The organism is Aquiflexum balticum DSM 16537 (assembly GCF_900176595.1).
Classification (GTDB): domain Bacteria; phylum Bacteroidota; class Bacteroidia; order Cytophagales; family Cyclobacteriaceae; genus Aquiflexum; species Aquiflexum balticum.
The window spans coordinates 3,231,828-3,251,833 of record NZ_LT838813.1 but is presented as its reverse complement, the minus strand read 5'-3'; the positions used below and the strand labels follow the sequence as shown (position 1 = coordinate 3,251,833).

Annotated in this window: 20 protein-coding genes and 1 pseudogene; 12 read left to right on the top strand and 9 right to left on the bottom strand. The window is 37.5% G+C overall.

The features are described from left to right. Positions 1–158: 158 nt before the first annotated feature. Together B9A52_RS13820 and B9A52_RS13815 are read right to left on the bottom strand one after the other, a co-directional pair. Positions 159–677, bottom strand: a complete 519-nt coding sequence (locus B9A52_RS13820; RefSeq protein WP_084121016.1) for a hypothetical protein — start codon at positions 675–677, stop codon at positions 159–161. Next, positions 677–2,431, bottom strand: a complete 1,755-nt coding sequence (locus B9A52_RS13815; RefSeq protein ID WP_084121015.1) for an AAA family ATPase — start codon at positions 2,429–2,431, stop codon at positions 677–679. The genes B9A52_RS13820 and B9A52_RS13815 overlap by 1 nt, the downstream gene beginning before the upstream one ends. 463 nt (positions 2,432–2,894) lie before the next feature. On the opposite strand from B9A52_RS13815, the gene B9A52_RS13810 reads away from it, so the two are divergent. The 3 genes from B9A52_RS13810 to B9A52_RS13800 all read left to right on the top strand — a co-directional run bounded on the left by B9A52_RS13810 (position 2,895) and on the right by B9A52_RS13800 (position 4,786). Continuing rightward, a complete protein-coding gene (locus tag B9A52_RS13810; RefSeq protein ID WP_084121014.1) occupies positions 2,895–3,236 on the top strand; it encodes a single-stranded DNA-binding protein in 342 nt (113 codons plus the stop codon). A 202-nt stretch (positions 3,237–3,438) separates the two neighbouring features. Further along, positions 3,439–4,413 carry a 6-phosphofructokinase gene (gene pfkA / locus B9A52_RS13805; RefSeq protein WP_084121013.1) on the top strand — a complete coding sequence of 325 codons (975 nt, stop codon included), beginning with the start codon at positions 3,439–3,441 and terminating at the stop codon, positions 4,411–4,413. Positions 4,414–4,417: 4 nt separating this feature from the next. Beyond that, positions 4,418–4,786: a hypothetical protein gene (locus B9A52_RS13800; protein ID WP_084121012.1), complete on the top strand. Its 369-nt coding sequence runs from the start codon at positions 4,418–4,420 to the stop codon at positions 4,784–4,786. A gap of 18 nt (positions 4,787–4,804) precedes the next feature. On the opposite strand, the gene miaA is transcribed toward B9A52_RS13800, so the two are convergent. Beyond that, positions 4,805–5,725, bottom strand: a complete 921-nt coding sequence (gene miaA / locus B9A52_RS13795) for a tRNA (adenosine(37)-N6)-dimethylallyltransferase MiaA (protein WP_157370159.1) — start codon at positions 5,723–5,725, stop codon at positions 4,805–4,807. 49 nt (positions 5,726–5,774) lie between these two features. On the opposite strand from miaA, the gene B9A52_RS13790 reads away from it, so the two are divergent. From B9A52_RS13790 to B9A52_RS13770, 5 genes and pseudogenes are all read left to right on the top strand, one after another. Beyond that, complete coding sequence (locus B9A52_RS13790) at positions 5,775–6,524, top strand: Hpt domain-containing response regulator (RefSeq protein ID WP_084121011.1); 750 nt, start codon at positions 5,775–5,777, stop codon at positions 6,522–6,524. Further along, positions 6,521–6,898, top strand: a complete 378-nt coding sequence (locus tag B9A52_RS13785; RefSeq protein ID WP_084121010.1) for a response regulator — start codon at positions 6,521–6,523, stop codon at positions 6,896–6,898. Before B9A52_RS13790 ends, B9A52_RS13785 begins: the two co-directional genes overlap by 4 nt. A gap of 16 nt (positions 6,899–6,914) precedes the next feature. Further along, complete coding sequence (locus B9A52_RS13780) at positions 6,915–7,193, top strand: hypothetical protein (protein ID WP_084121009.1); 279 nt, start codon at positions 6,915–6,917, stop codon at positions 7,191–7,193. Next, a pseudogene (locus tag B9A52_RS13775) lies at positions 7,190–7,950 on the top strand (MBL fold metallo-hydrolase). Before B9A52_RS13780 ends, B9A52_RS13775 begins: the two are co-directional and overlap by 4 nt. A gap of 2 nt (positions 7,951–7,952) precedes the next feature. After that, on the top strand, positions 7,953–9,515 hold the full coding sequence (locus tag B9A52_RS13770) for an NFACT RNA binding domain-containing protein (RefSeq protein WP_084121008.1): 1,563 nt from the start codon (positions 7,953–7,955) through the stop codon (positions 9,513–9,515). A 2-nt stretch (positions 9,516–9,517) separates the two neighbouring features. Here the strand turns inward: B9A52_RS13770 and B9A52_RS13765 are convergent, their stop codons facing one another. The 6 genes from B9A52_RS13765 to B9A52_RS13740 all read right to left on the bottom strand — a co-directional run bounded on the left by B9A52_RS13765 (position 9,518) and on the right by B9A52_RS13740 (position 15,703). Next, a complete protein-coding gene (locus B9A52_RS13765; protein WP_084121007.1) occupies positions 9,518–9,880 on the bottom strand; it encodes a hypothetical protein in 363 nt (120 codons plus the stop codon). A 3-nt stretch (positions 9,881–9,883) separates the two neighbouring features. Continuing rightward, positions 9,884–10,654, bottom strand: coding sequence for a LytR/AlgR family response regulator transcription factor (locus B9A52_RS13760; RefSeq protein WP_084121006.1), 771 nt, complete (start codon positions 10,652–10,654; stop codon positions 9,884–9,886). Then, positions 10,605–11,657, bottom strand: a complete 1,053-nt coding sequence (locus B9A52_RS13755; protein WP_084121005.1) for a sensor histidine kinase — start codon at positions 11,655–11,657, stop codon at positions 10,605–10,607. Before B9A52_RS13755 ends, B9A52_RS13760 begins: the two co-directional genes overlap by 50 nt. 205 nt (positions 11,658–11,862) lie before the next feature. Next, complete coding sequence (locus B9A52_RS13750; RefSeq protein WP_084121004.1) at positions 11,863–13,287, bottom strand: fasciclin domain-containing protein; 1,425 nt, start codon at positions 13,285–13,287, stop codon at positions 11,863–11,865. A 543-nt stretch (positions 13,288–13,830) separates the two neighbouring features. Continuing rightward, positions 13,831–15,261, bottom strand: a complete 1,431-nt coding sequence (gene pyk / locus B9A52_RS13745) for a pyruvate kinase (RefSeq protein ID WP_084121003.1) — start codon at positions 15,259–15,261, stop codon at positions 13,831–13,833. A gap of 13 nt (positions 15,262–15,274) precedes the next feature. Then, positions 15,275–15,703 carry an IPExxxVDY family protein gene (locus B9A52_RS13740; RefSeq protein ID WP_084121002.1) on the bottom strand — a complete coding sequence of 143 codons (429 nt, stop codon included), beginning with the start codon at positions 15,701–15,703 and terminating at the stop codon, positions 15,275–15,277. Positions 15,704–15,854: 151 nt separating this feature from the next. Here B9A52_RS13740 and B9A52_RS13735 point away from each other — a divergent pair, with 151 nt between their 5' ends. Genes B9A52_RS13735 through nadE form a run of 4 tightly spaced genes read left to right on the top strand, consistent with a single transcriptional unit; the run spans position 15,855 to position 20,000 of the window. Continuing rightward, positions 15,855–16,091, top strand: a complete 237-nt coding sequence (locus tag B9A52_RS13735) for an acyl carrier protein (RefSeq protein WP_008629501.1) — start codon at positions 15,855–15,857, stop codon at positions 16,089–16,091. Positions 16,092–16,112: 21 nt separating this feature from the next. Continuing rightward, on the top strand, positions 16,113–17,366 hold the full coding sequence (fabF, locus tag B9A52_RS13730; protein ID WP_084121001.1) for a beta-ketoacyl-ACP synthase II: 1,254 nt from the start codon (positions 16,113–16,115) through the stop codon (positions 17,364–17,366). Between the two features lies 1 nt (position 17,367). Beyond that, a complete protein-coding gene (gene rnc / locus B9A52_RS13725) occupies positions 17,368–18,108 on the top strand; it encodes a ribonuclease III (protein ID WP_084123519.1) in 741 nt (246 codons plus the stop codon). Positions 18,109–18,152: 44 nt separating this feature from the next. Continuing rightward, a complete protein-coding gene (gene nadE / locus B9A52_RS13720) occupies positions 18,153–20,000 on the top strand; it encodes an NAD(+) synthase (RefSeq protein WP_084121000.1) in 1,848 nt (615 codons plus the stop codon). Positions 20,001–20,006 lie beyond the last annotated feature (6 nt).

Genomic DNA, 20,006 nt, shown 5'->3' with positions numbered 1-20,006 from the left:
AGTAGTCGTAAATATATGATGCTACTAAGGAGGATAGTACTCCAAGAATGAATCCTATCAAAGTAAATTTCGTCTTTAACCTTTTTGCTTTTGTAGCTATTTCGTTTTTCGAGTTCGAAATTGAGCTCCCACCTGTGGCAACAATTGATTTATCTATTTTAGTCATTTTGTTTATTATCAGAATTATTAATCGATGATTGATTTGCAGCTATGATTGACCCAAATGCAGTAATATTAGCACTATTTACGAAATTTAAATCTTGGATTGCTTCGTCTCTATCTAAGACGTAAATGAATTTATTGTTGTAATGGATGACCTTATCAGAATGATAGTTGTAATATTTCCATCCCTCGTGAGTAAATACAATGATTTTTTGTTGACTCTTAGTCTCACAGCAAACTTTTAAAAATATCTCCTCGTCATTGCTAACTGAAGATAGATCAACATTAATAGGTTCAAAATTTGAAGGCTGGTGCGACATTAATTGTAGCCAAGTAGCGATAAATTCATTTGATTTTGCTAGCTGAGTATAAATATCAAGGATTATGTTTTGTGAATCTACAGTTACTTTATGAGGATTAGAATCCCTTGTAAATACAAAAAGTAAATCCGTGATATATTTTTTACCTGCATTTATATTCTCTAAAATGCATTTTGAAAGAGTATATGCAGCCATTATTGTTCGTTTACTTGATTTTTCAAAAACTCTGTGGTGTCCAAAAGCAACTCACCACCATAAAAATCCATTGGCCACTCAAATTTCCCTTTTCCTTCTATTTTTAATTCTGTGATTACTCCACCTTCTTCGTTCTTTTGAGGATTGATTAAATATATTGCAACATTTTCAGGTGAAATTGTACCCTCAGAAATTCTTCTCCTAAGTCTTTTGAGTAAATATTCACTATGAGTTTCAATCAAAAGATATTTTGATGCTTTTTGTTCGTTTTTATGATTTCTGGTAATAACAATGTCAATAAATAAATCAGCTAAATCAGCTTGCATTTTTGGGTGCAAGTGAATTTCAGGTTGCTCAATTAATGTCAAACTGTCTTTGTGCGACAAGAACCCTTGAATTATAACAGGTAAAACCTGTGATATTCCAAAACCTACATCAGTAATGTCAAGATTTAATGAGTTTTGATTAACAACTAATTTATGTATTATGTCTTGTAACTGACTTACTTCAACCTTTAAATTGAACTTTTCTAGCCAAGAATTTACTTGGTTTCTGAGATAGCTATTCTCTTTTAATGTTTCAGCAATAGCATCACCGTCTAAAGTGTCAACATATGCATTTATTTTGGCTTTGTCTAAAAAATAATATCTCTTAGGGTGTGCCCTAAGCGGACTTACATAGTTTATATTGTCATTCTCAAAGTAATCAGATGTTTGATGGTTTACAATATGAAATATACTTTGAACAATATTTGAAAAGATGGAATTAGATTCTTTCTCCCTTTCAAAGTCATTTCTTGGGTTGGTAAATGAAAATATTGTTCTTGGATTTTCAAATATGCCTTTCAGTGATTGAAAAGTTTTTGACGACATCTTTTCTTTTGAAATAAAATCACTAGTAATAGAATTCAATTTGTACTTGCTAGATGGGTGCGTATCAAATTCAACAGAAAGAATTTCGATGTTTTCATTGAAAATACCCATTTTCTTAACCACTATATTTTTCTCAACTGCAACGATTTCATATTTAACTGTGAAATGAGCGTTTTTTAAACTTTTTTTAAGTCCGGATAAAAAATCATAAGTCAAAAGGTATTCATCCTTTCTTTCGGAAAGATTTTTTAGGTGGTTTGTTGGAAAACCTAATCTGCGGTGACTATGTCTAAAATAAAAGTAATCATCTCTTAATTCCTTTGGGTATTTTTCCAAGTTTTGATTTTCAAGTCTTTTAGAAGTTTCCTCAATTAATTCAACAAATGTTTTTTTATCCAAGATTTCTTCAATTTTATCAGTGTCCATTCTTAGAAATCTAATGTCAAAATCATCATCTGTCTTGAAAATATTCTTTATCTTTTTAAATATATTGTTTTCTTGTTGGGTTATCTCCGAGTCTTTAGAAAGTTTCTTTACAATGCTCGAATAGTAAAGTGTTTCTTGGCAAAAACTAGAAAAGAAATCATCAAATTCACTTTTAATATTGCCATTATAGTAATCTATTGAAATGGATAGAACCTTTGTTTTATCTTTTTTTCTTAATAGATTTAATCCTTCTCCCATACTAACAAATCCACCGTGCAATTTCAAAGCTGATTTATAATTATTCTCAGTAAGTGCAGTTTGTTGAAGCATTAAGAATAATTGCATAATACTACTTTTCCCTACACTGTTTGCACCAAGTAAAATTGTTATCGGCTTAATCTTTATTTCACCGCTATCAAAAGCTTTGTAGTTTTCAAATGAGATTTTATTTATCATATCGATGTCATTATTTTAATTGTTTGTCGTCTTTTTAGCATTACCGCCAACTTGTTTATTGTATGATAATTCCTTTCACTACTTTTCAAGTATTAGTCAGCTAGTGACAGGTTTCTTTGCTTTTTTTTTTTAAACCTAACAAATTCTTACACAACAAAAAATACCGTAAACAGGGTATTTTTACGGTAATCCGAAAGATAATCTATCCTGACAACTGACCGATAGCTCCAAAAAAAAGAAAGATTATTTGGCCCCTTCCCTTTCAAAACAAAACTTCCGTTTTATCCGCTAATCCGTCTGATTTCAAAACAGCTATCCCTCTTAATAGCCGTTTCACAAACGGATACAATCGGCTACAAACGAATAAAAGCGGACTAATCAAAGCTTATTATCAGAACTTTGTCCCGTTGCCATTCAGCAACAGCAAATTACAATTTTTACAAAATCCAAAACCAAAATTATCATGAACAGAATGAGAAATCAGGTACAACTTATCGGGAGATTGGGTGCCAAAGCAGATGTAAAACATTTTGAAAGTGGAAAGACAAAGGCTTCTTTTAGTCTGGCCACCAAAGAAATCTTCAAAAACAACAAAGGAGAAAAAGTCGAAGAGACCACTTGGCACAATGTGGTGGCTTGGGGTCAGCCGGCTGAGGTCATTGAAAAATATACGGATAAAGGTTCTGAGATTGCGGTAGGCGGAAAACTGATCAATCGCTCCTACAATGACAAAGATGGTCAGAAGAAGTATATCACAGAAGTACAGATTGATGAAGTGGTGCTACTTGGCGATAAAGCTACCTAAGTCAGGACCAAAGGCTAGCCGATGTACTGCACGGCTAGCCTATCTTATTATCCTGTTTATTTCGACTAAAAGAACATTGATTACAAGGGTTTTCGAGTATCATCTAATCGAAATTCCTGCCCCACAAATAAAAGATTTTTCTTTAGCTACAGAAAACCTTCCAATTTATGAGTAATTTTAGGCTCTGAAAGACCTATTAAACATGAAAAAAATAGCAGTTTTGACTTCAGGAGGTGATGCTCCCGGAATGAATGCATGTATACGGGCTGTGGTAAGGACAGCAATTTTTAAGGATCTGGAAATTTTTGGCATCAGCTATGGTTATGACGGCATGATCAAAGGCAGCATCAAAAGAATGCATTCCCATTCAGTCAGCAATATTATACAACGAGGCGGGACAATTCTCAAATCGGCAAGAAGTGAAGAATTCAGGACAAAAGAAGGCCGTCTCAAAGCTTATCAACAACTGAAGCAATTGGAAATTGAAGGATTGGTGGTGATTGGCGGGGATGGTACATTCACAGGTGCCAAAATTTTCTTTGAGGAATTCGGCATACCGGTTATAGGCTGTCCCGGAACAATCGATAATGACATTTATGGAACTGATTTTACCATCGGTTTTGATACCGCTGTGAATACTGCCCTTGAGGCAATTGATAAAATCAGGGATACCGCAGCAGCGCATGACAGAATCTTCTTTGTTGAAGTCATGGGAAGAGACAGTGGCTATATAGCCGTGGAATGTGGCATTGGAGGAGGTGCGGAATTTGTAATGGTACCTGAGACCAGGACTGATATCAAAAAAGTGGTCAAATCGCTGAAAAATCTACGTAAATCAAAATCTTCCAGCATCATCGTAGTAGCTGAGGGGGACGATGAGGGCAGTGCCGACCAAATTATGAATACAGTCAAATCCAAAATACAGGACGAATTCAAAGAGTTTAAAGTAACTACCTTAGGACATATCCAACGAGGAGGAAACCCTACTGCCCGGGATAGGGTTTTGGCATCAAGATGTGGAATGGCCGCTGTGGAAGGTCTGATGGCAGGGGAATCCAACTGTATGGCAGGTGTAATGAGCGGCAATGTTGTTTACACTCCCTTTGATGATTGTATCAGCAAAACCAAGGCTATTCACCAAGATCATCTCAAACTAATTGAAATTTTAAGTATTTAAAAAAATGGGATATATTCCTCTAATTCTAATTCTTGCTGCCGTGGTGGTTTTGTTTATCATGGTAGTCCATACTTCAATCCAATCCAAGAAAAAATCAATGCTTCAATTTCAGGATTTCTTACTGAATGGATTGGAAAAGTTTGGAAACAAAACCAAAACAGCTCCTGAATTGAATAAGGAAACGCTGAAAATTATTGAAACTGAATACAAAAAAACCAAAGCAGCTATTGCATCTGAAAGTCTAAAAGAATTTGAAAGTTTAACCAAAACTCCTTACCAATCTTTAAAACTGACCATAGCCCAGTACAATAAACTTATCCGACAAAAACCCTATAGTTTTGTTGCCAGTTTAATGGGGCATAAGCCGATTTAATGATTTTTTTTCTTGAAATTATTCAGATTCCTTCAATTGGTTTTCTACAAATTGTAATATCCCCTGAATATCTGAAGGGTGAAACCATTGTATATCAGGATATTTTTTGAACCAGGTCATCTGCCGTTTGGCATACCTTCTGGAATTCCGTTTCAATAATCTCATGGCCTCTTCTTTGTCATATTCCCCTTTCAGGTAACCGAATATCTCCGTGTATCCCACTGTTTGAAGGGCATTTAAATCCCGAAAAGGGAAAAATCTTTCTGCCTCTTCGAAAAGTCCCTGACTTATCATCAAATCCATCCTTTGGTCAATCCGCTGATATAATTCTTCTCTTTCTCTCTCCAGACCGATTTTGATGATATTGAAATCACGGATATTTACTTTCTTTTTTCTAAAAGAACTGAACGGTTTTCCTGTCCCCCTATATACTTCCAGAGCACGAATCAACCTTTGGGGATTATCAGTGTCCACGATATCAAAATAATCGGGATCATATTTTTCAAGTTCTTTCCTTAGAAAGCCAATTCCCATTTTATCAAAGTTGCTGTTCAATTCCTTTCTGATTGCAGGGTCGATATCAGGAATATCATCAAATCCGTAACAAACGGCATCTATATACAATCCGGATCCTCCCGTCATCAAGACCAAATTATGCTTTTTAAAAAGTTCACTCAACAATTTCAAGGTGTCCTTTTCAAACTTTTTCACATCATAATCATCATGAATTGAAAGTGTATTGATGAAATGATGCGGAACGGCAGCTAAATCCTCGCTTGAAGGTTTGGCTGTTCCGATCAGTGGTTCCCTATAAAACTGTCTACTATCGGAAGAAATAATTTCAGTTTGAAACTTTTTGGCAATTTTGAGACAGGCATCTGTTTTTCCTACAGCTGTAGGGCCTGCAATTACCAATAAATGTTTATTTTTCGATTTCAAAATCAATTTTAGAAAAGCGTGATATTTTCAAAATTACCAATAAATTGAGATGATAAACAAAAAGGTACTGATAGTTGAAGATAATCCGCTTAACCGAAAGGTTTTGGAGCACATTATTGGACAGTTATGCGATTTTGAAACCGCGGAAAATGGCAAAAAAGCTTTGGGAAAAATTCAGGAAAAGGAATATGATCTCATTCTAATGGATATTCAGATGCCAGTTCTTGATGGAATAAATACTTTGAAAATCATCAGAAATGAAAACCTGACAACCTCTCCTGTGATTGCAGTTTCTGCCTTTGCAAATGAAAGTGACAGGGATTATTTTTTAGCAGCAGGATTTGTTGATTTTATTTCAAAGCCGATAAAACCCAAGATATTGTTGGAAACACTGGACAAGCACTTAAAAAGTCCTGAAAAATTTGAGAAAAATAATCAGACTGTTGGTACTGATTCTTCATTGGATGAAAATATCGTGAGACAGTTACTTAAATTCAACAGTGCAACGAATATTAAGTCTGTATATCAGGAATTTATAGAAGAATCATACCAAATACTTTCTGAAATAGAATCTTTGATAAACAAAAAACAATATGAGCAAATAGGGGAAAAACTTCATATCATCAAAGGAAATTCAGGAACCCTAGGCGCAATGAATATATATAAATTCTCCCAAAAGTTTGAAAAAAACATAAAAAGCCACAATTTTGAGAATACCACAGAAGAATATTTATATTTGAGCTCTTTAATAGATTTATTTAGTTCGAAAATCCAATCCTCTCAATTGCTAAATCCATGACCGAAAACAAAAAAGTTCTGGTAGCTGAAGACAGTTCAGTGATAATCAACCTTACCAAGAATGTTTTAATGTTTGAAAAATATGACATCACTGCAGTAAAAAACGGTAAACAAGTACTGGAAAAACTTACAACAGAAGATTTTGATCTTATTCTTATGGATATCAATATGCCAATAATGGATGGGATAGAATGCACTAAGGCAATTAGAGCTATGGAAGACAAAACCAAATCTGGTATACCTATAGTAGCCATTACCGGAAATTACAAGAATTACACTTTGGATGATTTTAAAAAAGCAGGATTGGATGATTTTATCCAAAAGCCGCTTGATTATGATCATTTACTGGCGACAGTAAGAAAACATCTCTCATAAATTTAACCCCTTCAGTATGACAGTAAGGTACACTAAAAACTTTCTGGACAAGCTGGAAAATCTTTTTGCCTCTTCTGAATATATCCTGAGATACGAAAAAGGAAATTTCAAATCAGGTTATTGTATTCTGAAGGAAAACAAAATAGTGATCATCAATAAATATTACACCCTTGACGGCAAAATCAATACCCTGATTGATATTATCAAGAAGATTGGATTTAACGTCAACGATTTTTCAGATAAAAAAATACAGGATCTGATATCAGAACTACAACAAACCGAATTGAAACTTTGAAAGTAACATTTTTAGGAACAGGGACCTCACAGGGAGTACCGGTAATTGGCTGTGCATGTCCGGTATGCAGTTCGCTTGATTACAGGGACAAAAGGTTGAGAAGTTCTATCCATATTGAGATTCAGGGAAAAAGTTTGGTCATTGATACAGGCCCCGATTTCAGACAACAGATGTTGCGGGAAAATATAAAAATCCTTGATTGTATCTTATTTACCCACGAGCATAAAGATCATACTGCCGGATTGGATGATATCAGGTCCTATAATTTTCTCCAAGATAAAGATATGCCCATATACGGGACCCATAAAGTCCTGAATCAGATCAAACGTGAATTTTCATATATTTTTGAAGAAGTCAAGTATCCGGGAGTACCTCGTGTCATCACCCATGAGATTACTAATGCCCCATTTGAAGCCGAAGGAATCGCGGTGATTCCTATTTTGGTGATGCATTACAGACTTCCTGTTTTTGGATTTAGATTTGGGGATTTTACCTACATTACAGATGCCAAGTACATTGACAAGGTAGAATTGGAAAAGATCAAAGGCACCAAGGTTCTTGTATTGAATGCGCTCCAACAAACCCATCACTTATCCCATTTTACCTTGAAAGAAGCTGTGGATATGGTAAATTTAATCAATCCTGAACAGGCTTTCTTCACGCATATCAGTCACAAACTTGGCACACAAAACGAGGTGAAAAAACACTTCCCCCTCATATCCGTCTGGCCTATGACGGATTAAAAATCAACCTTTAGCCATGCATTTCAATTTTCATTTCTTAAAATTCCTCTGCCCCGAATTGGAGGAGAAATTTACAGGATTGGAAATATTGGAATGCTTCTCCCAAAACAAGGATGAACTGGTCATCCGCTGTGGGAATCCCGATAATGAAATCAATATCAGAGCCAATTTATTGCCCTCAGTTTCCTGCCTCTCATTTACAGATAGTTTCAAAAGAAGTAAGAAAAACACGGTTTCTTTATTCCATGAACTCATTGGTAAGAAAATAAGCTCTATTAAAGAAATAAAATTCGAAAGGGCTTTTGTTGTAGGATTGGATAATGGAAGCACACTTTTGTTCAAACTCCATGGAACAAGGAGCAATATTCTTTACTATTTGGACAGGTCTTCATTTCCTATCAGATTATTCAGAAATGAACTCAGGGACGACAAAGAAATCATTATTGAAAACCTGTCAAAAGATCTTTCACTGGATTTTTCAACTTTTGTATCCTTGGAAGGCAACGCTTCAAAATTCCTTCCAACCCTGGGTAAAATCCCTAGAGAATGGCTAAAAAGCAAAGGATACATAGATGCCCCTATCGACCAAAAATGGGTTCTCATGGAGGAATTGATCGACATGTTGGAAAGTCCCTTGTATTCCATCATTCATCAGGGAAATGAATATGTGCTGAGTCTTATGCCTGAAAATGACGTGCTATTCCAAACCTCAGATCCTATTGAGGCCTGCAATGAACTTTTTAGATACCGGGTAGTCGTTCAATCCTTTGAAAAAGAAAAAAGCCATTGGATAAAACATCTTGAAGACCAGAAAAAAAGAACTCTGGCATATATACTCAAGACCAGCCAAAAGCTGGAAGCCATTGAAAATGATATATCCCCTTCCCAAATGGCCGATGTGATTATGGCCAATCTCCACCTCATCAAACCCGGACAGGAAGAAATCGAATTGTTGAATTTTTATAGTGGAAAGCAGGAAATGTTCAAACTCAAAAGAGACCAAAGCCCACAGAAATATGCTGAAAATCTCTATAGAAAGGGAAAAAACAGGAAAAAGGAGATTGAACAACTTTATATAAACCTGGAAGACAAAGAGCAACTGTTGCAGCAGACAAATTCATGGTTGGAAGAACTTAGTGGGTTCTCGGATTTCAAAAGTCTTAGGGGTTTCATTAAATCAAACAACCTGATTCCAAAAGGAAAAGAACAGGAAGATCATGTTCCATTTAAACGGTTTGAGGTGGAGGGGTTTGAAATTTTGGTGGGTAAATCAGCAAAAGCCAATGATGAACTGTTGAGGCATTTTGCTTGGAAAGAAGATATTTGGCTTCATGCAAAGGATGTATCAGGATCACATGTCATTATCAAACACAGGTCAGGAATCAATTTTCCCAAGTCAGTTCTGGAACGGGCCGCAGAGTTGGCGGTTTATTACTCAAAAAACAAAAACGATAGACTTTCCCCTGTCATATATACTCCCGTAAAATATGTCAGGAAAGTAAAAGGCTCACCCGCAGGGGCAGTCATGGTGGACAAAGAAAACGTTTTGATGGTGTCACCAACAGGTCCCAAACAATGACATCAGTAATGTCTCGGTTTTTGGGGAGGACCCAAGCTGATTTTATTGAATCCCTTCACCAATACAACTGTTCCGGCAATACCGATAGCCCCTCCTGTATACAAAAGCGCTTCACCTAATTCGGGATTGGTTCCCAGCAGCTGACCTCCGATAATTGTAACTGTATATCCTAAAGTAGCTACAAAAATACCGGTCTTCAACTGTCGCTTGGACTGATAAAGATTGAGATTTACCTGATACATTTCTTTCTCCAGTTTGACGACAGCATTGACCAAAGAATCGAGATTGGGTTTGTCCTGAACCTGTGCGTGAAGATTTCCAAAGGCACAGCATGTGATAAAAAACAATACCAAAAAGATTTTCATAACTTATTGATTGATCCAGTTTTTAAATTCATTAACACGTTCGCGGGCTACAACTATGTCGCTTTCACAAGGAGAACTCATATAAAGCATCAGTCGGCCATTGAGATAAGGTTTCATTTCTACCAAACTATCCAAATGAATAATCATGGATCTATTGATTCTATAAAATTTCATTGGATCCAGCAAATTGCTTTCCAAGTCGCTCAGACTAATATCCACAATATATTTTTTTGGTGAACCGGTCTCTACCAGATAAGTCACTCCCCCTTCTGCATAAAAATAAGCAACATCTTCTACAGGAACAAACCGTATTTTGTTCCCGATTTTGGTTAAAAAACGTTTTTTATAATTCTTACTGGCATATTTACTGAGCAGTTCCTCTATGATTTCCTCATTAAACCCGGTGGGTAAATCATTGGACACCAGGTTTTCCAACTTTTCAAAAGCCTTTAACAATCTTTCCTCTTGAATGGGTTTGAGCACGTAATCAATGCAGTTATGGTCAAATGACTGCAGCGCATATTGGTCATAGGCAGTAATAAAAATTATTGGGAAATCTATTTTCCTTCCCTTAAAAGCTTTAAAACTCAATCCGTCGGCCAAATGAATATCACAGATCATCAAATCAAAATTCAACCCTTTGTCGAAAATCGCCAAAAGTTCTTTGATGCTCTGCGCAGTCGAAACTATCTCCCAACCGGATTTATTTTCATGAATAATGCTCTTAATTCTTTGCAGCGCTAAGGGCTCGTCCTCTACTATTATAACTTTCATAGGATCTGATTAAAGGAAGCTGAACCATAAAAATGTCCATATCATCCGTTAACAATATTTCTTTACCTAAGAACTTATAACGGTCAGATATGTTTTGGAGACCTATTCCACTTGAAAACTCAACCGAGTCCTTCAACTGTTTTTTATTCCTTATCGAGATGAAATCTTCATCAGATTCAATAATGACCTCAATAGGTTCTGAACTGGTGAAATAATTGTGTTTGACCACATTTTCAACCAATAATTGCAACACCGCAGGTGGAATGAAATAATTTAAACTTCGCTTATTGATATCTATTTTAAAAATCAGAGCATCCTGAAATCTTATGGATAACAAACCTATATAATTGTTTAAAAAATCAATTTCATCCGAAAGCACTACAAGCTCCTGATCTTTATTGTTTAAAACATACCGGTAAATATTTGAGAGTTTTTGCAGATAAGCGTCAGCCAACTTTACATCTTCATGAATCAAAACAGATAACGCACTCAGGTTATTGAAAAAAAAGTGTGGATTCATTTGGGCATGTAAAGATTCCAATTTCGCCTCCACGTTCAGGGAATGTAACTTTTCTGCTTCCAGGGCTTTTTCCCTGAATTTTTGGTTGAAAAAATAAATCGCATTGATACAATTCAAAAACAGATTTATCCTTGAAGTGAAGCCGCTGGTCAATAAAAAATTTGGCAATGAATACGTGAAAGGCTCTCCAAGGAAAAAAGCTGTTAGATAGACCGACAACAAGCTGACAAGTAATACAGCTATACTACTAACCAGAAACTGTATTATTAATGGGTGAATTTTTTTGAATTTACCTAGGATGAATTTTTCAATCCCCCAATTTGAAAACCATACCAGGTAGGAAAGGATAAAAATAATATAAAACAAGGAATCACTGGGCAAATCGGCCTGGAATAACCTGTCCCCTTCCAAAATGATAATATTCAAGAAGGAGTATAGCCCCAATAATCCCGGAAAAATGAATTTATACTTATGACTGAACATTTTCCTTTTCTTTATACATTGAAATCAAATGACCTTTGCAAATCAAATCCTTCATTTTCCTCCCAAACTGTTTTTCATTTCCCAAAATTGTAACATAAATACCTGAAATATAAGGACTTCATGAATTTAAATTCCAGAAATCAATGCTTAAAAACAAAAGGGGAATAAATTCCCCTTTTGTATATATAATCAGGGTAGTTAATGCTTACTCTAACGTGGGTAGAACTACTCCATCGATTACATGGACTACCCCATTTTTAATGGCTACGTTAGCTATCGTTACATTGTATGTTGTACCTGCAATATCCGTAACCGTTACATTATTCCCTGTCCTGGTCACAGTCAAATTCTCACCGGCAAGTGTAGGTACTGATTGAGGACCTTCTGCCAGATCAAAAGAAAATGCAGTGGCTGGCACAACATGGAATCTCAATACTTTGCTGACGTTAGCAGCGCCTATTTTTGTAATGAGTGCTCCTAAGGAAGTGACTTCCTGTGCTGCAAGTAAAGCTGCAAACGCTGCATTGGTTGGAGCAAATACAGTAATTGCTTCCGCTTCCAATAAAGCCCCGCCCAAATTAGCTGCAGTTACTGCATCCAACAAGACAGTCAATTCTGCAGCAGTGGCTGCCTCAACTACTGTTGGTAAAGTCAACTCAGGTAACAAAACCTTATCAATCACGTGGACAACACCATTTTCAATGGCTACATCAGCAGCTACTACTGTAGCGGCAACTCCATTGGCATCCGTTACAGTTACTGTATTCCCATTTTTAGTGACAGTCAAATTCTGACCACCCAATGTTGGGAATGAATTGGTTGCAGCTAAATCTGTGGAAAATGCTACAGCTGGTACTACGTGGAATCCAAGAACAGTTTCAAGATTTTCTATACCACCGATCTTAATCACCAATTGATCCAGATTATCTACGTTAAAAGCTTCCAAAGCAGCTGCAAATGCTTCATTTCTAGGGGCAAATACAGTGATGGCTTCAGCACCCAACAAAGCTTCCGGCAAACCATCCACAGCAGTAACTGCTGACAAAAGTGTAGTAAGACCTGCATCTGTAGCGGCTTCAACCAAGTTAGGTTTTGGCAAATCAATTTCCGGCAATAAAACTCTATTGATCACGTGAACAACACCATTTTGGATTTCAACATTTGGTGTGACGACATTGGCAGTATTTCCAGCTGCATCAACTACGGTAACATTACCTCCTGAGGCATTTACAGTAAGACTCTGGCCTGACAATGTGGTAAAAGTGTTAGTAGCTGCCAAATCGCCTGAGAATGCAACTGCTGGAACAACATGGAATCCCAAAACAGTTTCCAAATTCTGAGCACCACCTAACTTGGCTACCAAATCAGGTAAGTCCGTTGCACCAAAAGCTGTCAATGCATCTGCGAATGCTTGATTGGTCGGAGCAAAAACAGTTATCGCAGGAGCACTGGTCAATGCAGTTCCCAATCCTGGGATGGCTTCTACAGCTGCGAGAAGTGTAGTCAGTCCTGCTGAATTAGCAGCTTGAGTCAATGAGGGAGCAATTTGCGGCATGGGCTCATCCTCATTACAGGAATAGATTGCAAAAAGCAATGATCCTGTCAAAAGATACTTTAAGAAATTTTTCATAGTTATGTTGTTTAGTTTGATGTATAAACATCTAATTCGAAAAAGTGATTAGTACTCTGTTGCTGAACTGTTGCATTTCTACTATGAACTGACAGTAAAGCATCATGAACTGTAGTAAAAAATCCGGTAAGATCTTGGAAAACCTGGGAGAAAGAGTTGATGTCGGGGCTTGGAAGTTGGAAGTCCGAAGCTCAGTGAAATCCCAGAGTCAAAGCCTACCCCGAGTATCGGGGAGGCAAGTACTTTTCTGTCCTTTCAAAAAATGAAATTTTTAGAGACAAAAAAAAAGCCTCCATATTGAAGGCTTTTAATTACTTGTAAATCAATTTCAATTTATATCTCAAAGCTATTCAGCAAAGAATTCAACCTTACCAAAGGACAACCCCTCACTCTCTACTCCAAACACAATAGACTTAAGCCATCTCATGTCCCCAAAATACTTCGGGACAAGCTTTGCGTCTTGTTTCTTGCTTCTTGCGTCTTATGTCTTATGTCTTGCGTCTAACCCTCCAACTCCCTACTCCAAGCACTATAGACTAAATCCTACTCCACAATATGTATTTTCAACATATTTGTTTTCCCCTTGGCTTTAAGTGGCATACTTGCGGTGTTGATGATAATATCACCTTTTTTGACATATCCTTCGTCTTTGAGGTGATTTTGGATATCCATGAAAGTGGCATCTGTAGAAGTATTGCTTTCATAATAATAGGCTCTTACTCCCCATACCAAGCTCAATTGGGTAATTAACTGTTTGTTTGTAGTAAAGACCAAAAGGTTTGCCAAAGGTCGATAGGAGGCCAATCTAAGTGCGGTCATACCTGAGGTGGTGATTCCGACCAAGGCTTTTGCCTTGACGTTTCTGGACAATCGGGCAGCCATCAAAGTAAGGTTTTTGCTGAGGAAATTCGGATCATCTTCCGGTATTTTGTAAAGATTATGGAACACATCCTGATTATTCTCAATATAATTGATGATGCTGCTCATTGCTTTTACAGAATTGATCGGAAATTGGCCGGAAGCAGTTTCAGCCGATAGCATTACCGCATCCGCCCCATCGAGAACCGCCGTGGCCACATCATTGGTCTCAGCCCTTGTTGGTCTGGGATGTGTGGTCATACTTTCAAGCATCTGTGTGGCAATGATGACAGGCTTACAGGCAAGCTTACATTTGGACACCATTTTCTTTTGCCAAAGCGGTACTTTTTCCATGGGCACTTCCACGCCCAAATCTCCCCTTGCAACCATAATCGCATCGGTGGCCTCTATAATTGAATCTATATTTTCAAGGGCCTCAGGTTTTTCGATTTTGGCTACAATTTTACATTTCTTGCCTGCTTTGGTGATTCTTTCCCTAAGATCAATGATATCATCAGCAGTCCTTACAAAAGATAAGGCTATCCAATCCACATCATTTTTAAGCCCAAATTCAAGATCTTCAATATCTTTTTCGGTAAGAGAAGGTGCAGATACCCTGGTATTGGGGAGATTGATTCCTTTTCTGGACTTAAGGATTCCACCATGAATGACTACACATCTTACATTCTTTCCATCAGTATTATTCACTGCCAACTCTATGTTACCATCATCAATAAGGATTCTATCGCCTGATTTGACATCATTTGGTAGATTTTGGTACACTGTACTTACCAATTCGGCATTACCGATGACAGGATCATTTGTAATGGTTATTTTTTGACCCGGTAAGATCTCGACACCGCCGTTTTCCATTTCCCCTACCCTGATCTTAGGCCCTTGAAGATCCTGCAAAATCCCTATTTTGTTAAGGGTGGTTTCATTGATGGATCGGATCATCTTGATCACCTCAGCATGAACTTTATGGTCTCCGTGTGAAAAATTCAACCTGAATACATTCGCGCCAGCTTTGGCAAGGCTATTTAAAGTCTCAAGGTTGTTGGAAGCCGGGCCGATTGTTGCTAGAATTTTTGTTTTGTTGTAAAGAGCAATACTCATTTTTAAATAAGAATTAATAGGTAAGAAGATTATCTTTAGATTTTAGTTTGGAAATATTCAGTTTGACAACATTTTGCACAAAAGAATTTTCGGAAAGTTTTTCAATATACTCATTTAAATCTATTTCGTGGGTTTGGTCCTGAACTAATAGGAAATAATCCATCATTCTGAGTTCCGGTATCAGATAGAGTGAATTTTCCCCCTCTGAATTTGATTTGTTTTTCAATAACTGAACAAAACCATATTCTTTTTCTTCGACAAAATTGGAGATGACCAAAGGAGGTTGGTTCAGCAATTCAAGTTCAAAATCATCGGATTTGACCAACTTGGAATTTAATGAATAATTGACCACCCAAGCCATTTTATATTCCTTAATCGGTGCTACGATTCCCAAAAGTTCAAAATCGTAGTGATGTTCAATAAATAGCTTTATTTTCTTCATTTAAGGAAGAATTTGTTCCAACAAATGTAAAAATTATCTTCCAACTTTCATGGCCTAATGCATTATCTTGAATTTAGGTGATACATTTTTTTGGCATTCAGGTTTTAAATATATTTCTTTGCGAAGTGTTTTAAATTAAACTGATCAAAAAATGTCTGAAATTGCACAAAAAGTAAAAGCCATTATCGTTGATAAACTTGGCGTTGAAGAATCTGAAGTTACTCCTGAAGCTAGCTTCACAAACGATCTTGGTGCAGACTCTCTGGATACAGTAGAGCTCATTATGGAATTTGAAAAAGAATTCAACATTTCTATACCGGATGATCAGGCCGAGCAAATCGGTACAGTTGGTCAGGCTATCAGCTATCTGGAAGCCAACGTAAAGTAATAAATAACTTATAATTCATTTATGAATTTAAGAAGAGTTGTAGTAACAGGTTTAGGCGCTCTTACTCCGATTGGAAATACCGTTCCTGAATTTTGGAAGGGTCTTTCAAACGGAGTAAGTGGTGCTGCGCCTATTACTAAATTCGATGCTTCTCTCTTTAAGACACAATTTGCCTGTGAAGTCAAAGGATTGGATTTAGACCAATTCATTGAAAGAAAAGAGGCAAGAAAAATGGATCCCTTTGCACAGTATGCGATGATTGCTGCTGATGAGGCCATACAGGACTCAGGATTGGATCTGGAAAAAGTGAATCTTTTAAGAGTGGGTGTCATCTTGGGCGCCGGAATTGGCGGCCTAAAATCATTTCAGGATGAAGTTAGTGGATTTGCTTTGGGCGATGGAACTCCAAGGTATAATCCTTTTTTTATTCCTAAAATGATAGCAGATATCGGTGCGGGATTCATTTCGATAAAATACGGTTTTAAAGGACCAAACTTTGTAACCGTTTCAGCGTGTGCTTCTGCTACCAATGCTATCATAGACGCCTTCAATTATATTCGTCTGGGAAAGGCTGACATATTTGTCAGTGGCGGTTCGGAAGCTGCCGTAGTGGAAGCAGGAATCGGAGGATTCAATGCCCTCAAGGCCCTGTCCCAAAGAAATGATTCTCCTGAAACTGCCTCCAGACCTTTTGACAAGGACCGAGATGGTTTTGTTTTGGGGGAAGGTGCCGGAATTCTTATTCTGGAAGAATACGAACATGCGAAAGCCCGGGGAGCAAAAATATATGCGGAATTGGTGGGTGGTGGAATGACTGCAGATGCGTATCATATTACCGCCCCACATCCTGATGGTGAAGGTGCAAGCAATGTGATGATTCAAACACTGGAGGATGCAGGATTGAAGCCTGAAGATATTGACTATGTCAATGTACATGGTACTTCCACACCTTTGGGGGATGTCAGTGAAGTGAAAGCAATACAGAAGGTTTTTGGAGAACATGCCTATAACCTCAACATCAGCAGTACCAAATCAATGACGGGTCATTTGTTGGGTGCCGCAGGCGCTGTTGAAGCAATAGCTTCTATCCTTGCTGTCAAAAACAACCTCATCCCTCCTACTATAAACCACTTTACGGATGATGAGGATTTTGATAAAAGATTGAACCTCACTTTCAATAAAGCTCAGAAAAGAGAAGTAAGGGCTGCTTTAAGCAATACTTTTGGATTTGGAGGACATAATTGTTCCGTCATTTTCAAAAAAATCAGTGAGTAATTTGAAACTGTCAAGACTACTCCGGATTAGATCTTTATTTTATTCAAAATATGAAAAAAGGCTTGCTGCCTCCATCAAACACTTGGTAGGCAGCAAGCCTTTTAATTTATCCCTGTACAAACTTGCCATCAAGCATGCTTCAGCAGCCGAAGAATCGATCAACGGAATGAAAATCTCCAATGAACGACTTGAATATTTGGGCGATGCAATTTTGGGAGCTGTTGTCGCAGAATTTCTATTTATAAAATTCCCCTACAGGGATGAAGGTTTCCTGACCGAAATCAGAAGCCGGATGGTAAACCGGGAAGCTTTGAATCAAATTGCCATCAAAGTCGGGCTTTCAAAAATAATTGCCGAAGAATATAAGGGCAAAAATCTGGTTTCCCACAAATCCATCTATGGCGATGCCCTGGAAGCCTTGGTCGGTGCCGTTTATTTGGACAGGGGTTATCATTTTTGCAGAAAATTTATTTTAAAAAGACTCATTATCCATTTCGACTTGGATAATATCATCAAGACCACTTCAAATTTCAAAAGTAAAGTGATAGAATGGTCACAAAAAGAAAATGTTGAAGTTGATTTCAAAACAGTTTCTGTCAGTGGCAATCAAAGATTCAAAGAATTTGAAGTGGAACTGATTGTCAACAAAGAAATCGTAGCAACCGGAAAAGGGGCCACTAAAAAGAAAGCAGAACAAGAAGCTGCCAAAAATGCCTGTGAAATTCTCCATATAGCCATTTAGAACAGTATCTTTGAAGTTGGAGTTTTATATTTTGGAACCTAAGAATGTCAACATTGAAAATAGCGTGCGCTACGGTCAACCAAACCCCTTTGGACTGGGAAGGTAATTTTGACCATATAGTTCAGTCCATTATTTCTGCTGAAAACCAAAAAGTGGAATTACTTTGTTTTCCCGAATTATCCATCACCGGATATGGCAGCGAGGATTTATTTTTGAGTTATTGGTATCCTAACAAAGCCTTAAAAAAACTGGATGAACTCCGCCCTTATTGCAAAGCCATGACAGTGGCAGTGGGAGTTCCTGTCAGGATAGATGACAAGGTTTACAATTGTATGGCCGTCATTGAAAATACTGAACTGAAGGGATTTGTAGCCAAACAGTACATGGCTATAGATGGCGTTCATTATGAATTCAGGTGGTTTACCCCTTGGGAACAAGGTAAAGTAATTGATTTTGATTTTTTTGGAAGTACGGTTCCTTTGGGGGATATGATATTCGAAAAAAACAATTTCAAATATGGTTTTGAAATATGTGAAGATGCTTGGCGGGGAAAAGACCGTCCCGGATACAGACTTAGGGACCGCAGTGTAGAGGTGATTTTCAATCCAAGTGCCAGCCATTTTGCCATGGGCAAAAGCATTTTGAGAGAAGATTTGGTCAAAGAAAGTTCTGTCGAACTGAATGCCACTTACGTTTATGCCAATCTTTTGGGAAATGAATCCGGCAGAATGATTTTTGACGGAGAAATCATTGTAGCAGGCAAGGGCCGAATCTTATTGAAAAATGAATTGCTCTCCTTCGAAGATTATCAGCTGAAAACCTTTGATCTGGAAAAAGACCTCAGTGCATATCCTGAAATCACCTCCATCCATGACAAAAACGAAGAATTTGTAAAGGCATCTTCTTTGGCCTTGTTTGATTATTTGAGAAAAAGCAAAAGCAAGGGTTTTGTACTTTCACTGAGCGGGGGTGCGGATTCTTCCACCATTGCAATTTTGGTTGCTGAAATGGTAAGAAGAGGAGTTGAGGAATTGGGAACAACTGTTTTCTTAAAAAAATTAGGATTAACCTATATTCCGCAGACAAACAACCCCATCAAAGAAATAGTCGGTCAGCTACTTACCACCGCCTATCAGGCTTCAGAAAACTCATCATTTGCCACTTTCCAGAGCGCTAAATTTTTGGCGGAAAGTATAGGTGCAGTATTTCTCCATTGGGAAATAGCTGATGAAGTGAAATCCTATACAGAAAAAATCGAAAAAGCCATAGGGAGAAAACTGACCTGGAAAAATGACGATATCGCTCTGCAGAACATTCAGGCAAGAACCCGCTCCCCTATCATTTGGATGCTGGCCAATCTCAACAACGCACTGCTTCTGAGTACTTCAAACAGAAGTGAGGGAGATGTGGGCTATACGACCATGGATGGTGACACGAGCGGCAGTATTTCACCTATTGCTGCTGTGGACAAGTTCTTTGTATTACAGTGGCTCAGATGGGCTGAAAACACCCTGGGTTATAAAGGCCTTAAAAAAGTGAACAGTCTCCAACCGACTGCTGAGTTAAGGCCATCCGAAAATCAACAGACAGATGAAAGTGACCTGATGCCATATGCCGTTATTGTAGAAATCGAGCGTTTGGCCATCCGGGACAGAAGATCTCCCGTAGATATATTTCTGATTCTGCGAGAGGAATTGGATATTGATAAAAACTTATTAAAATCATATATCAGGAAATTCTTTACCCTTTGGTCAAGGAATCAATGGAAAAGAGAAAGATTCGCTCCTTCCTTCCATTTGGATGAATTCAATATCGATCCAAAGACCTGGTGCAGATTCCCTATTTTATCCGGGGGCTATCAAGAAGAATTAAAGGAATTGGATACCTACTAAACAAAG